This is a genomic window from Lentzea sp. NPDC005914 (assembly GCF_040629405.1).
GTDB lineage: Bacteria > Actinomycetota > Actinomycetes > Mycobacteriales > Pseudonocardiaceae > Lentzea.
Genome location: NZ_JBEXVQ010000001.1, coordinates 491,590 through 506,884 on the forward strand (window position 1 = coordinate 491,590; position 15,295 = coordinate 506,884).

Annotated in this window: 9 protein-coding genes; 4 read left to right on the plus strand and 5 right to left on the minus strand. The window is 68.3% G+C overall.

Features of this window, described 5'->3' with window-relative positions; translation table 11 throughout:
- Positions 1-231 precede the first annotated feature (231 nt).
- Both ABZ345_RS02130 and ABZ345_RS02135 read left to right on the plus strand, forming a co-directional pair.
- Positions 232-963: an ABC transporter ATP-binding protein gene (locus ABZ345_RS02130; protein ID WP_359841998.1), complete on the plus strand. Its 732-nt coding sequence runs from the start codon at positions 232-234 to the stop codon at positions 961-963.
- Between the two features lie 3 nt (positions 964-966).
- The gene (locus tag ABZ345_RS02135) at positions 967-3,456 is read left to right on the plus strand and encodes an FtsX-like permease family protein (protein WP_359842000.1); all 2,490 of its coding nucleotides are present in this window, start codon (positions 967-969) and stop codon (positions 3,454-3,456) included.
- Positions 3,457-3,464: 8 nt separating this feature from the next.
- On the opposite strand, the gene ABZ345_RS02140 is transcribed toward ABZ345_RS02135, so the two are convergent.
- Positions 3,465-4,739, minus strand: a complete 1,275-nt coding sequence (locus ABZ345_RS02140) for a cytochrome P450 (RefSeq protein WP_359842002.1) — start codon at positions 4,737-4,739, stop codon at positions 3,465-3,467.
- A gap of 176 nt (positions 4,740-4,915) precedes the next feature.
- The gene (locus ABZ345_RS02145) at positions 4,916-6,112 is read right to left on the minus strand and encodes a GNAT family N-acetyltransferase (protein WP_359842003.1); all 1,197 of its coding nucleotides are present in this window, start codon (positions 6,110-6,112) and stop codon (positions 4,916-4,918) included.
- Between the two features lie 55 nt (positions 6,113-6,167).
- Here ABZ345_RS02145 and ABZ345_RS02150 point away from each other — a divergent pair, with 55 nt between their 5' ends.
- Entirely contained in the window at positions 6,168-6,920 is a 753-nt protein-coding gene (locus tag ABZ345_RS02150) for a class I SAM-dependent methyltransferase (RefSeq protein WP_359842005.1), read from the plus strand.
- 685 nt (positions 6,921-7,605) lie between these two features.
- Positions 7,606-8,886: an HEXXH motif-containing putative peptide modification protein gene (locus ABZ345_RS02155; protein ID WP_359842007.1), complete on the plus strand. Its 1,281-nt coding sequence runs from the start codon at positions 7,606-7,608 to the stop codon at positions 8,884-8,886.
- Positions 8,887-8,894: 8 nt separating this feature from the next.
- On the opposite strand, the gene fxsT is transcribed toward ABZ345_RS02155, so the two are convergent.
- From fxsT to ABZ345_RS02170, 3 genes are all read right to left on the minus strand, one after another.
- Entirely contained in the window at positions 8,895-13,292 is a 4,398-nt protein-coding gene (gene fxsT, locus ABZ345_RS02160; protein ID WP_359842009.1) for an FxSxx-COOH system tetratricopeptide repeat protein, read from the minus strand.
- Positions 13,289-14,770, minus strand: coding sequence for a hypothetical protein (locus ABZ345_RS02165; RefSeq protein ID WP_359842011.1), 1,482 nt, complete (start codon positions 14,768-14,770; stop codon positions 13,289-13,291). Before ABZ345_RS02165 ends, fxsT begins: the two co-directional genes overlap by 4 nt.
- A 97-nt stretch (positions 14,771-14,867) precedes the next feature.
- Entirely contained in the window at positions 14,868-15,284 is a 417-nt protein-coding gene (locus ABZ345_RS02170; RefSeq protein ID WP_359842013.1) for a hypothetical protein, read from the minus strand.
- Positions 15,285-15,295: the final 11 nt, after the last annotated feature.

Below are 15,295 nucleotides of genomic sequence, written 5' to 3' on the forward strand. Positions count from 1 at the left end.
CCTCACCCACGTCGACGTGACTCCGGTCGCGGCCAACGCTAGGTTCGGCGCCCCCGTGGCCACCTCGTCGTGCCCGACGAATCTGACCACCCGGATCTGTTCGTCTCGACGAATGCGTTCGGCGGTAGAGCAGGCTCTACCGCCTGCTGGGCAGCCTGCGTGATCGTTCCCGGTGGGCGTCCTTTCCTAGGTTCTGGGTCGGAAGTTGTCGCCGACCTTGGAGAAGACGTGATGAGGACAGACGCGCTGTCGTTGCAGGCGGTGCGGAAGGTGTACGGCTCGGGTGGTGGCGCCGTCACGGCGCTGCACGAGGTCACCGTCGGCATCGGGCGAGGCACCTTCACCGCCGTGATGGGACCGTCGGGCTCGGGCAAGAGCACCTTCCTGCACTGCGCGTCGGGCATGGACCGGCCGACGTCCGGCCGCGTGCTGCTCGGCGACACCGACCTCGGCTCGCTGAAGGAGGCCCGGTTGACGGAGGTGCGGCGTGACCGGATCGGGTTCGTCTTCCAGGCCTACAACCTGCTGCCGTCGCTGACCGTGCAGCAGAACATCACGTTGCCGCTGCGCCTCGCGGGCCGCCGCGCCGACGCCGCGTGGCTGGGCGAGGTCGTGGCCAGGGTCGGGTTGGCGGATCAGCTCGACCGGCATCCGGCCGAGCTTTCCGGCGGGCAGCAGCAGCGGGTGGCGATCGCGCGTGCGCTGGTCGCCCGGCCCGAGGTCGTGCTGGCCGACGAACCGACCGGCGCTTTGGACTCTCGGACCGCACAACAGGTGCTGGCGCTGCTTCGGTCCATTGTGGACGAGATGGGGCAGACGGTGCTGATGGTCACGCACGACCCGGTTGCCGCGTCCGCCGCCCACAGCGTGCTGTTCCTGGCGGACGGGCGGCTGGCGGGGGAACTGCACGGGCCGACGCCGGAGAAGGTCGCCGAGCGCATGACGCATCTTGGGGAGTGGTGAGCCGTGCTGACTCTTGCCTGGCAGACGGTCAAGGCCCGCACCAGCGGGTTCGTGGGTGCGTTCATCGCGATCCTGTGCGGCACGGCGCTGGTCACGGCCTGCGGGATCCTGATGGAGTCCGGGTTTCGCGGCGGCGTGCCGACCCAGCGCTACGCCGCCGCTGACGTGGTCGTCACCGGCGATCGGACGGTGCGCCCGCCGGGTGGTGACGCGCTCGAGTTCGAGCACGCCGCCGAACAGCCGGCCATTCCCGCGGCGCTGGTCGCCAAGATCGCCGCGGTGCCGGGGGTGAAGGCCGCGGTACCGGAGTTGACGTTTCCGGCCGTGTTGGTCGGTCCGGACGAGAAGGTACTGGCGGACAAGCCATCGCTGGGCCACAACTGGGACTCGGCGGTGCTGGCGCCGTTCACGCTGAAGGAGGGGCGTGCTCCGGCGGCGGGCAACGAGGTGGTGCTGGACTCGGGGCTGGCGTCCGCGGCGGGAGTGGTGCCCGGCGCGGAAGTCCGGATCATGACCCGGTCGGTTCCGGTGTCGTACCGCGTCAGCGGTGTCGCCGAAGGACGGGGAAGCCGGCAGTCCGCGCTGTTCTTCAGCGCTGCTAAGGCCACCGAGCTCGCCGGTCACCCGGACCAGGTCAGTGCGATCGGAGTCGTCGGCGACGTCGGCGACCGGCTCGAGGACGTCCTCGCCGCCGACCACGTCACGGTGTCGACCGGCGCCGACCGCAGCGCCGCGGAGTTCGACGACGTCAGCCAGACGAAGGCGATCCTCGCGATCATCGCGGGCTCGTTCGGCGGCTACGCGGTGCTGGTCGCGATCTTCGTCGTGGCCAGCACCCTGGCCTTGACCGTCGAACAACGCCGCCGTGAGTTCGCTCTCCTGCGAGCCGTGGGCGCCACACCACGCCAGATCCGCAAGCTGATCGGCATCCAAACGCTGGTCGTCTCGGCGGTGGCAGGTGTGGCAGGCAGCCTGCTGGGCATCGCGGTGAGCCAGGGCCTGCGCAATGCGTTCGCGAACATCGGTGTCGTCCCAGCCGACTTCGACCTCTCGATCAGCCCGATCCCGCTGGTCGCGGCCTTCCTGATCGGCCTGGGAGCGGCACGGCTGGCCGCCTGGAGCTCGTCCAGGCGTCCGTCCTCGATCAACCCGGTCGAAGCGCTGGGGGAGGCCGCGATCCAACGCACCGAGCTCGGCCGGGTCCGCCTCGTGATCGGCTGGGTCCTGCTGGCGATCGGCACGGTCGCGACCACCGTCCCGTTGTTCGTCCCCGGCCAGATCGGCGCGGCGATGTCGGTCATGGCGACGCTGGTGCTGATCATCGGCCTCACGCTGGTAGGACCGCGAGTCGTCGGCAAGGCGGTCAGGATGATCGCACCGGCGCTGAGCAGGTTCTCGGGAGTGAGCGGATACCTGGCGTCTGCCAACGTCACCAAGAACTCGCGCAGGCTGGCCGCCGCCGTCACGCCGTTGATGCTGGCCATCGGATTCGCCGTCGTGAACTTCTACAGCCAAACGACCTTCACCGCAGCCGTGCAACAGGAGACCACCCGGTCGATCACCGCCGATCACGTCATCAGCGGCGTGGCGGGAGTGCCCGCGGAAGTCGTCGCGGCCGCCAGGGAAATCCCCGGCGTGACGGCAACTTCGTTGGTGCGCACGCAGGTCATCACCGCCCGCAAGCAAGGCGACAGCACCGAGATGAACAGCGGCCCGGCCAACGGGCTCGACCCGGACGCCGCCGGCACCGTCGATCTCGGCATCACCCAAGGCAGTCTCAAGGATCTGACGCCGGGCACGGTCGCGTTGGGCAAGACGCACGCCTTCTGGGAGAGCAAGAAGGTCGGCGACACCGTGGAGTTCTGGTTCGCCGACGGTCAGCCCGCCCGCCTGAAGGTCGTCGCGATCTACCAGCACGAGCTGGCGTTCGGTGACCACGTGCTGAACGCCGCGGACGCCCGCGCCCACACCCGCGCCGGGATGGACAGCGCCGTGCTGGTGAACGGAAACGCGACCGCGCTGAATGACCTGACCAGCCGCTATCCGGGTCTGGCCGTCACCGCGAACGTGGCAGCGCAGGACCGGGGCGACGAACGGACCCAGTTCCTGCTCAACCTCGTGGCGGTCGGCGTGATCCTCGGCTACGTGGCGATCTCGGTGTCCAACACGCTGGTGATGTCCACGGCCGCACGCCGCAGGGAGTTCGCTCTCCTGCGCCTGGTCGGCACCGGACGACGTCAGGTCGTCCGGATGATGCGAACCGAAGCACTGCTGACCGTCGGTCTCGCCGCCGTCCTGGGCACCGCGGTGGCCGCGCTACCGCTGACCCTGCTGGCGATCGGGTTCACCGGCGTTCCGCTCCCGAGCGGCCCGGCCTGGGTCTACCCGGCCGTGCTCGCGGGCGCGGCACTGCTGGGACTCGTGTCGATCGGCGTGTCCACGAGGTTGTCGTTGCGCGCCAAGCCGATCGACACCATCGGACTTCGCGAGTGAGCCCCGTGTCAGAGTCCCGCCTGGAGTGGACTGGCGTGGCTGCCGAGGTGGACGGGCAGCGAGTGCAGCCCGTAGACGATGGACAGCTTGCGGAACGACAGCGCGGCGGGATCGGCCGCCAGCAGCATCTCGGGGAACCGGCGGACCAGCGCAGGGTAGGCGATCCGCAGCTCCATCTTGGCCAGTTCGGCGCCGATGCACCGGTGTGCGCCGTAGCCGAACGCGAGGTGCTGCCCCGCCGCACGGGACGGGCAGATGTCGTCGGGCGAGGAGTAGACGCTCGGGTCGCGGTTCGCCTGCGACAGCGAGCACGCCACGATGTCGCCCGCCTTCACCTTCGTCCCGGCGATGTCGATGTCCTTGCGAGCGATGCGGAGGAAAGCCACCTGCACGACGGTCTGGTGGCGCAGCAGTTCGTCGACCACTCCGCCGATCGCTTCGTCGTCGTCGCGGACGCTGGCGAACAGGTCGGGGTCGCGCAGCATGGCCAGGGTGCCGAGCGAGATCATGCTCGCCGTCGTCTCGAACCCGCCGGTCAGCAACCCGTCGGCGAGGCCGGCCAACTCGTCGTCGTCCAGCTCGTCACCGTGCTTGCGGATCAGCTCGCCGAGCAGCCCGTCGTTGGGAGCCTTGCGCTGGGCACGCACCAGCTCCCGGAAGTAGACGACCGACTCCGACACCGCGGACAAGGACGCCGTTGCGGCACCACCGAGGTCGAAACGGGCGACGCTGCGGCGCTGGAACTCCTCGCGCTCGCTCGCGGGCACGCCCAGCAGCTCGCAGATCGTGAGCGCCGGCACCGGCATGGCGAACTTCTCGACCAGGTCGACCGGACCATCCGTCATGGACATCAGGTCGAGCTGGTCGGCGACGATGGCCTCGATCCGCGGCACCAGCCGGGAGAGCCGCCGCATGGTGAACTCGGGCGTCAGCACCTTGCGCAGCCGCGTGTGCTCGGGCGGGTCGCTGAACCCGAGGCCGCCCGGTGCCTCGTCCGCGAACAGGCCCATCTCCCGGAAGTGGCCGAAGTCGTTGCTGAAGGACTCGCTGTCCACCAGCACCTGCTTGGACGCCTCGTAGCCGGTCACCAGCCACACCGTCACCGGCAGCGGCAACCGCGTGACCGGCCCGTGGGCCTGCATCCGCGCCAGCTCGGGCACGGGGTTCAACCCGTTGCGCCGCAGCGGTGCCAGCACACGCGAGGGCACGAACCACGACGACCCGAGGTCGAACCCGGTCTTGCTCAGGTGCGCGAGAAAGCGCCGCCCCATCCATCCGGTCACGCGAGACCGGACATCTGACGCAGACTGCATGACGTCCCTCATGAGGTGGCTGTCCCTTCGGCGGAAAGGGGGACCGTTACCGCTGGTCCCCACCGGAACGGACAATAACGACGTGGCCGCTCGCACGTCGTCATACCTGGGCCTAACGCGCCGTCATACTTTGGTCCAGATGTCGATCAGAACCAGTGCAGGCAGTGCGGTGGGTGTGCTGAGCCGAACAGCGCGTCGGCCGTCGCCGCTGCTCCGGGGGTGTGCGCCTGGACGTGTCCTGCCCTGATCAGCGTGCTCGGCGCCGTGCCGCCGAGGTAGACCGAGCCGAGGTCGCGCACGTCGAGCGACAGGTCCGGCTCGCGTTCGGTCTCGACGCACTCGGCCTCGCCGTCCCGGACGGTCAGCAGGTGGCGTCCGCGCTCGTTCAGGAACGGGTCGCGGACCTCCAGCACCAGCTCGCCGTTGCCGCGGTAGCCGCGGGCGGTCAGCGCCCTGGGGACGTCCAGCAGCCGCACCCACAGCCAGTCGATCTCGCTGCTCTGCACCCCGGCGTTGATGTCGGCGAGCTGCCAGCGCAGCGGGTGGCCGGTGGGGAAGTGCTTGAACGCGACCTCGGTGACCAGGTCGTGGTCGAGCGCGAACCGGGCCAGCGCCGTGAACACCGCGTCGTCGCTGGTGACGGTCTCGTCGATCACCAGGCTGCCGTCGTCGAGCGTGTAACTGGCGTATCCGTCCGCGATGCCGTCCGCATCCCGGTGGACGGCCACGTAGCGCGGCGCAGCGGCGACCGGAGGCATGCCCGCCCCCAGTTCCCACCAGCGGTGCGGCCTGGACAACGCGCCGGGCTGGCTGCGCCGGTAGCGGTCGTAGACCTCTTCCAGGATCTCGCCGCACTCGGACCGCTTCAGCACCTCGATCGACCCGGCGTCCACGTGCCCCGACCTGAACGCACTTTGGGCGCGCTGGACCGTCAGCCGCCGCGTGTAGGTGGCGGGCCCGTAGCCGTACCTGCCGTAGATGCCACCCTCGGTCGCCAGCAGCACGGCGAGGAAGTCACCCCGTTCGCGCAGTTCAGCGAGCTGGAAGCGCATCATCGCGGTGAGCACGCCCCGACGCCGGTGCGTCGGCAGGACACCCACGGCGGTGATCCCGGCGGCGGGAGCGAGGACGTCACCCGGCAGCGTCAGCTCGAACGAGTGCGCGGTGGCCGTTCCGACGATCTTGTCATCTGCGATCGCGAGCAGGCCGCGGTCGATCTCGACAGCCGACCACCAGAGCCCTCCACCGTTCTCGTCCGGCGTCTCCGGGAACCGCCCGAAAGCGGTGTGCACGGTGTCGACGAAGGCGCCGAGGTCCTGGGCGGTGGTGGAGCGGATCTTCACGCGCCACAGTGGACCGGTACCGCGTTGACGAGATCAACCGAATTAGGGTCCAAGGGTGACGAGTGCAGAGGACTTCGACCGCTGGTACGCCGACCGCGTCGAGTCACCCGTGGCCGACGAGCTGGTGAGCCGGATGCTAGGCCTTCCCCCGGACCTGCAGTCCACGAGCCTGCTGACCGGTACCGGCCTGGACGAGGTCGTGGCGGCCCTGAACCTGCGCGAGGGCCAGGTCCTGCTCGATCTGGCATGCGGCCGCGGCGGCTACGGCCTGGAGATCGTCCGCCGCACCGGCTGCAGGCTGATCGGCGTGGACTTCTCGGCCGTGGCGATCGACCAGGCCCGGCACCGCGCCACCGAGCTGGCCATCGAAGCCGAGTTCCAGGTGGGCGGCCTGACCGACATCGGACTTCCGGCCGCCTCCGCCGACGCACTGATGATCATCGACGCCTTCCAGTTCGCCAAACCGAAACTCGACGCCCTCGCCGAGTGCCGTCGCGTCCTGCGCCCCGGCGGCCGCCTGGTGATCACGACCTGGGAGGCCCTCGACGCGGCGGACGAGCGCCTGCCTCTCAGCATGCGGCAGGTGGACCTGGCCCAGCAGCTCCCGGCAGCCGGGTTCGCAGACGTCGAGGTCACCTCGAAACCGGAGTGGCGCGTGATCGAGAAGGCCTTCTGGCAGCAGTCGCTCGCCGTGGACGCCGGCGACGACCCGGCGATGCAGTCGATGCAGGCGGAAGCACGACGCGTGCTAGAGGCTTTCGACCTTCGCCGCCGCGTCCTGGCCACCGCCACCGCCCCGCTCCAGTGACGCTCGGTGGTCTTCAATCCGTTCGGACGAGAGGAATCCCCGCGCTGGGCGCTCCCCATACCGTCTCCCGGCGGGCATCATGGAAATGCTGTCGGGGCAAGGGAGGGCCAACGATGGATTCGCGACAGGATCTCTTGACCCATCAGATGGATCTCACGGGGATTCCGCTCTCCGCACTCCGTGATTTCCGCGGACCAGAGCTGAACGACGCGATTGCCCTGTTGTTGTCGAACGCCCGGCATAGTACGCCGGGTGACGCCATCCAGGAACAACGAGTTTGAGCGGCGGCTGGAACCCCTTGGGTGCACTCCGGCTGCCGACATCGGCGTTCGACCAGATCTGTGCCGGCTACATCGACGCCGAAAGCATGGCTGCACTGCGAAAAGGCCAGTACAGCATTCGGCGGTTGATGCTGAAGTCGTTGCTCGAGGCCGTTGCCGGGATGCACCGAGATGTCGAACACGCGTGGAATCTGCTGGCTGACGCCGAACACATCGCGCCCGTTGTAGTGGAAGACGTCGTGATGTCTCCGACCGTGGGCGTCCGTTTGGCAAGGGCTTTGCACGATGTCGCCAAATCTGCGCCCTCGAGGAGGGAAACGGGAGTCTTACACACGATCGCCGCCGCTGCCGCTGTCCGAAGCGGACTGAAGTGCACGATCTGCGTGCCCGTAGTGCGCGGTGCCGTGACTCTCCCGACCGTCGGACAATGGCAGTTGCCGTCCACGGGGTTCCCGGTCGGGCAGGTGGAGCTGAGCATCACCGACGGCGAAGTTGCCCTGGGGCGAGCCGCCACCTTCCGGCGAGCCGAGGACCGCAAGGTCTCGGCAGGCGGGCAGACGTTGGCCCTCACTGTCGAAGACCTCGATCCGTACCGCGAGTTCACGGCTCCGATCGCACCTGCCTCGCTCGACCCGGTCGAGCGTGAGGAGTGGGCCAAACTGCTCGACGAGGCCTGGAACCTGCTGACGCGGTGGCACCCAAGATGTGCGGAGGAACTGGCGGCAGGGCTGCGCACGTTGATCCCACTTGCGGCAGGCACGTCGGTGTTCGCCGCGTCGTCGTCGAACGCGTTCGGTGCGATTGCCATGTCCGCCAAGGCAACGGCGACTCAACTCGCTGAGGCGCTGGTGCACGAGGTTCAGCACTCGAAGCTCAACGCCCTGGTAGATCTGGTCGACCTGACCACCGAAGAGACCGGATGGGTCTACGCCCCGTGGCGCGACGACCCGCGCGGGTTGATCGGCCTGCTGCACGGCATCTACGCGTTCACCGCCGTGGTCGAGTTCTGGCACGTGCAGCGCGACCTGGTCCCACCGGCCGAGTCCCGGCGTGCTCATTTCACTTTCGCGCTTCGCCGCAGCCAGGTTCGTGCGGCCGTCGACTCGTTGCGCGGCAGCACAAGACTCACTGATCTGGGACGCGAGTTCGTCGCCGCCGCGTCGGTGAGGTTGTCGATGTGCGAAACGACGTCGGTCGAGGACGAGCTCGCCGAGACCGTCGCTGATCTGCTCGCCGAACACCGTGCCGCGTGGCGACTGCACCATCTGCGCCCAGAGCCTGCCGATGTCGAGAAGCTGGCGGACGCCTGGATGCGGGGAGCATCGTGTCCGGGCCGGGCTCGCAGTCAGGTCGTTCTTGGTGACACGGCCGTTGCCCGGCCGCGGAGCGCATTGCTGGAGATGCGTGCGCTGGCGCCGGACCGATTCGAACGCGCGGTGTCGCTGGAGTCCTCGGACGCGATGTTCGCACGAGGGGAACGCGGCCACGCGGCCACCGCGTACGCGCGGAGAATCCAGGCCGATCCACGTGATCTCGACGCGTGGATCGGGCTGGGCTTGGCATCACGTGCTGACGCGTTGCTCGACCAGCCCGCGACGGTGTGCGCGGTGCGCGATCGCGTGACTGCTCGTACAGGTGTGGCACCTGCACCGGGAGAGCTCGCCGCCTGGATGACGGCGAGCTGATCCCCTCGTCAGAGCTCCATCGTGTCCTCATCGCAGTTCGCCCGGACGGACTGGCTGGCTGCGATCGTTGCCGGGTGGTTGTCGCCCAGCACCTTGCGGAAGCCGGCCATCGTGGAAGCGTGCAGGATCGCCGCGTCGTCGAGCCGCCCCAGCGCGGAGAGGTCGATCGACAGGTTCAGTGCCACGGCGAGCGTGGAGGGGTGTTCCGCGCCGAGCACACGGGTCGACCGTGCAAGCAGCTTCTCGTCGAGTTCCTTTGCCTTCGCGACCTCGCCGAGAACCCAGAGGTCGCTGGCGAGGTTCGTCTCCGCGACCATCGTGAACGGGTGGTCGTCGTGGAACAGTTGCTGCAACTTCGCCACCGTCGCCTCGTTGAGCGCACAAGCCCTCGCCGGGTCACCCGCGAGTCGGTAGCTCACCGCGAGGTTCGTGGCTGCGAGCTGGGTGTACGGGTGGTTCTCGCCGCGAATCTCATTGAACAGCCGGTGACTTTCCTCGGCATGCGCGAGTGAGCCGGGCAGGTCGGGGATGAGCCTGAGGTCCGTGGACAGGCACATCAGCGACGTCACGGTGTCGATGTGCCGGTCGCCGTGCCGCCTGCGGTAAAGGGTGACGCACTGCTCCGACAGACGCCGGGCCCCGTCGTGGTTACCGGCCTTGCGCAGGGCGACTGCCAGGTTCCGCATGGCGCCGATGGTGAACGGGTGATCCTCGCCGAAGAGCTCCTTCTGGATCTCCAGGGTCTCTTCCTGCAGCGTGCTGGCCGCGACGTAGTCCCCCGCCTCCCGGATGTCCATGGACAGCGCGTTGCGGGCGCGGTAGGTGAAGATGTGGTCCTCGCCGAGCACGACGGCGGATCGATCCACGGTGTCTTGGTCGAGTTCGCGTGCGCGGACGAACTCGCCCATGGCCCGGTAGCAACTCGCGAGGCTGACGGCGTAGTTGAGCGTGGCCGGGTCGTTCTCGCCGAGCAACTCCCTGGCCCGGTCGTACACCTGTTGCTGCAGCTCGAGTTCTTCAGTGAACCTGCCCTTCATGCGGCGGTCCGCCGCAACGGTGTCGAGCATGTTCAGGAAGGTCTCGTTGTCCTCGCCGACCTCGTTGCGGAGCAGTTCGAGGGTCTTCTCGTTGAGCTCCATCGCCCGGTCGATCTTGCCCAGCCTCCGCAGTGCGACCGCGTGGCGGCGGGACATCTCCAGGGTGTGCAGGTTGCTGTCACCGAGGTTCGCCCGCCAGACGTCGATGCAGTGCTCGGAGAAGTCGAGCGCGCCGCCGTAGTCGCCGCTGGCGAGCAGGTAGCGGACGAGGTTGATCATCAGCTCGCGCACCCACTCGTCGTGGCAGCTGACTGCCCTCGACATGGTCGCGTGGGGGAGCAGGGCGGCGTACTGCGGCCAATTGGTCGCGCTGTCGGGGTCGCCGGGGTCTCCCTTGACGAGGAGCACGTGCACGGCGTGCCGCATGACGTCCGTCTCGTCGGGGTCCAAGCGGTTCTTCAGCACTGTCTGGACGAGTCGGTGCAGCTGCAACGTGTTGTTCCTGTGGTCGATCTTGGCGAGGCTGTAGCGGCTGATCTCGCGGACCGCCCGGTTGAGCTTGATCGGGTCGGCGAACGCCTTCGCGAGCGCGTCGGGTACAGGCGTGCCGCGCGCACCGCTGAACAGCTTCCGGGAGATCGGTTCCGGCCCGAAGAAGGCGCAGACCTGCAGAAGCTGCAGGGCCGCGCGATGTTCACTCTTCAACCGGTTCAGCGGAACGTTCCACGCCGCCGCCACCGGGAGCTGGTAGCCGCTCGAAGTACCGGCTTCCAGCAGTTCGATGCGGTTCTGCTCTAGGAGGTCGAGGTATTCGGACACTTGCATGCCGGTCTGGGCGCGCCAGGCTGCTGCCTGCTCGATGGCCAGCGGCAGGTCGCCCAAGGCTTCGGCCAGCCGGTCGGCGTCGGCGTCGGTCAGCGCACCACCACGCCGGTTCAGCAGCTGCTTGCTCTCCGCACGGGTGAACAGGTCGACCTCGACCGGCCGGGCGATGTTGCCCCACTCGGAGTTGCGCGAGGTGACGACGACATGACCGGAGCCGGCCGGGAAGAACTGACGGACGGTCTCGGGGCGGTCCGCGTTGTCGAAGACGAGGATCCAACGGGAGTAGGGCTCCTCGCCGCGCCGCAAGGCGTCCAGCACGGCCGGAACCGCGGTGTCCGCGGTCGCCGCTGTGGGCAGCGCCATCTTCTTCGCCAGCTCGACCAGGCTGGAGGTGATCTGGGAGGGGTGCTCCGCCGAGATCCACCAGACGACGTCGTACTCGTTGGCGTGCTGGTAGATGTACTCGACGACCGTCTGGGACTTGCCGACGCCGCCCATGCCGTGCAGTGCTTCGGGTAGAACGGCCGTGGCGCCCGGTTCGAGCAGGCGCTGGCGAAGACTCTCCAGCAGCTGTTTCCTGCCTACGAAATCCGGATTTCGGAGCGGAACCGCACCCCACACTTGAGGTTTGCTCAAGCCTTCGCGTCGTTGTTCCACCGAAAGAGGGAATCCTGGGGCGGTCACTTGTTCTCCCTCGGCCGGGAACGTGTCGCTGGCAGATGCGATCGCGTTCGGGGGTTCGGTTACCTGCACGCCGAATTTCTCCTGCTCCACTTGCTGTACCGATTCAGAACGGTCGTATTCCAAGCGGAGTCTAGATGCGGTGAGGCGCTTTGCTCGTCTGATGTACGGGCCGGAGAGCGTGCGGAACACTGCCTCCTGCACTCGGATGTACGGAAGGTTTTCGGCATTCGGCGCAGGATCGGCGATCTCGTCCGGTGCATCGAGCGCTGCGGCGAAGTTTCGCAATGTTCCGTTGACGCGCTCTGAGTACCGCCCGACCATGCGGGCCACTCGAATCGTGTCCGCACGTCTCGAACAGGAGAGCAGTTCCTCGCGGACGCCGTCGTGGAACTCGTAAGCGACACGAGTTGGATCGGGTGTCGATCCATTCGCTGGCACGTGTTTCAGCAACCCGCCGAGAACGACCTCGGCGAGCGTGGACAGGCTCGTGCCGGGAAGCATGATCCGCTGGACGAGCTTGACGAGCGGCAGGCTCAACGGTGTCGCGGCAAGCAGTCCAGCGAGGTGGAAGGCGGGGACGGACGCCTGTGTCCGGAAGCGCATCAGCCTGGTGCGCGGCGTCAGCTGCTCGGCCGGCTCGTCCGGAGTGGTCACCACCGGCTCGTCCGGACGGGGCCGGACCATGGCCGCCGTCGTCTCGACCCACTCCGAGCCCGGCGCGGTCATCAGCCGAGTCCAGCCGGCGAACCACTCGGGCGAGAGGCCCAGCACGGGCACGGGAACCACGGCCGGATCACCGACGTCGAGCGCGAGATCCGGCTCGACCACCCGCACCCGCAGGTCCTTGTTGGCGGCTCCGGGTGCAGGCGCGGACAGGCGCACGCGGCGGGTGGCGAGGCCGCCCCATCGCCAGAGCCGTTGCTCGAGGACGTGGACGACCGCCGTGGGCATCACCCGGCCCCACCGGAAGAGCAGTTCGTTCGCGGCGCCTTCGTGCCACGCGCGACCGATCGCGTCGGTCATCACGAGCACCACGCGCCGGCCGGTCGGGTCGACCAGGTCCGACCAGTGCTGTCCGCGCCCCTGCCCGCCCTCCGGCTGCAGCACCAGGTCCGCGAGCGAGGACTTCGAGAAGTCGAGCCGCAGGAACCGGACGTCGCGGAACGCTCCCTGGTGCTGCAGCAACGTCAGGAAGTCCTGCATGGTCTGCCGCCAGATCTCCATCGACGGCGCGGCGTCGGCGACCACCACCACGTCGTACCGCCGCCACGGCGCGGGCCGCCATTCGGGCAGCCACAAGCCTTCCTGCGCCGCGCGGACCGCGGTGGCCTCCTCATCGAGGACGGTGCGCCACGGCGACGGTGCCGGTCGCATGAACGGACGCAGCGCGCCCGCGATCCCTCGCGGTTCCGACAGCGCGGGCACCGTGGGCCAGGCGAGCGCCGCCTCGCCGTTCGTCGTCGCGCCGCCGCCGACCGGAATCGGGAACACCCTGGCGGGCCCCGGTGTCCAGTTCTCCTCCTCCGCCGCGGAGGACGCCTCTGGCCGGGTCGTGGTGTCGCGGTGCTCGGGCGTGGGTGCGGGCTGCTCGGCGGGGTTGTCCCACTCGGGTTCCTCGTGCTCCGTCTCGGCGGGCGGAACCGGCTGGTCTGCCGGTGGCGGCGGAGGGGGAGCCCCGGGCTCCGGGCGGTGCAGCTGCTGGGCGAGCCAGAGGGCGTCCCGCACCTCGCGGTACGTCAGGTCCGTTGTGGACAGTGGTCGGTCGGGTCCGTGCGGGTGAACGAACTGTTGCAGCACAACAGCGTCAAACCCGGCCGACGCGTCAGCCGGGCTCCGTTCGTCCTTCGGCGGCCGGCTCATACCACCTCCGGCGCGGCCGGCGGGACCGGCACCACCACTCTCGCCGGGTCGTCCCACAGAACGGTCAGGTTGCCGCAGACGTGCCGCGCCGCCGAGCCTTCCTCGAACGCCGTCGCCCGCGCCATGCGGACCCGTTCGAGCAGATGGTTCGGGTCGTCCTCACCGTGTAGCAGTTCATCGACCATCGCGACGAACTCCGTGGAGTCGCATTTCTCCCTGTGCCACACCATGACCGGCACGCCGGCGCGCAGGCCCACCGCGACCTCGTCCTGGCCGGCCTTCTCCACCTGGGGAGGCGCGCTCAGCACGAGCGACACCAGCTTCGGCTTCCGTTCGAAGTTCGACATGAGCTCGCGCAGGCCTCGTTCGGTCGCGGAACGGCTCCAGCACGCCGAGTCGCGCCGGATCGCACGGCTGTTCGTCAGCTGCGCCAGCAGTTCCTGCCAGCGGGCGTGCCACGACCTGTGCCACTTCCGCTTCACCATCCGGTCGAGGCTTCGAACTACCAGCGGGTACCTGCAGCCGATGGGTTCGGGGATCAACGTGTCCGTCTCCCACGGCCACTGGTCCACGTCCAGCGAGATGATCTCACTGGGCAAGATCATCTCGATGTGGATGTCGGGCCGGTACTGCGCCCACTTCTCCTCGACCTCCTCGATGAGCCCTGCGACGTGCTTCTTCATCGCCTCGAGCTCGTCGACCAGGTCCTGACCGCGATGGGGTGTCCACCCGTCCGACAGGTCGAGCTGCCGCCAGTGCGACAGGCGATATCGGCCGCCCGTGGCGCCTTCCCGTTGGAGCTGCAGCAACAAATACGCCACCGAACTGGGTGGCGGCGTCAAGGGGCCGTGCGTCTCCGGGGCGTTCTCCCGCACGACCTTCAGCTCCGGGCCGAGGTCCATCCGGGCGGCCTGCTGCTCCACCCACCGGCGCAGCTCGATCGCGAGCTCCGGCCGAACCCTGGCGGCGATGTGCTCGACGAGCAGAAGTGGCTTGGGTATTCCATTCGGCTCGGAATTCAGCGTCTCAAGTGCGCGAAAGACCTCGCGATAGGTGGTTTGTTCGCGCAGTCGTGGTGCGGCCGGGCCCGCGATGGCGTCGTAAATGTCGGCGATGTCGGCCACCACGACGCCTTGCAGCAACGTGAACAGCCTCTTGGTTTCCTCGGCGGGGAGGATTTCGAGTGCTGTCATGTCGGCAACGATTGCTCGCAACGCTGCCATGGGCTTGGAGCTCTGCTCGATTCGTTCCAGCACGCGTACCAGCGTGGTCAGCCCTTTCGGATGTTGCGTGCACACCTCAGCCAGGCTGTACAGGTGGCCGATGGCCTGCTTGTGCTCCTCGAACTGCAATTGCTCGCGGAGTTCGGCGCACACCATGCGGGCAACCATGTTGCGGCCGTTGCGATCCGCCAAACAGGTGATTTTTTGCAGGGCGTCGACAAGAGGCCACAGCGTAGGCTCCTCCGTCCACACCATCCCAGTCCTCCCCGGTCGAGGTCGGTGTTCGGAGTATGGCAGCGATCGACCGATACCGGGATGTCGGTTTAAGCAGGCGGCGCATTACTTTCCCTGATCAATCGACGTCTTCTATCTCTTCCAGCGACTGCGCCGCCTGCGCCGAACGGCGCACCGCAATGGAGTCCCCCTCCAATTCCCGCAGCACCCGCAGCAGGTCGGCCAGGCCGTCGTCGTAGTTCTGGCACGTGCTCACGAGCTCGATCACGTGCAACCGGGCCCGCTGGTGGTGCGGCACCGCGTCGGCGATCTCGCGGCGCATCCTCGACAGCACGAGGCGGCGGCTCGCCTCGTCGCGCACGGACGGCACCTCCAGCAGTGCGTCGACCAGTGCTCCGAACGCGTCGCCGGACTGCGGGGGAGGCGGCGCGGCGGAGCCGTAGTAGTGGATCCCGCCGTTGACCGTGCCCGCCTGCACCACGAATCCACTCACTGTGCCGTCCACCTGGTTGGCGGTGTGCTCAGGCTCGTTCACGTTCGCAGCTT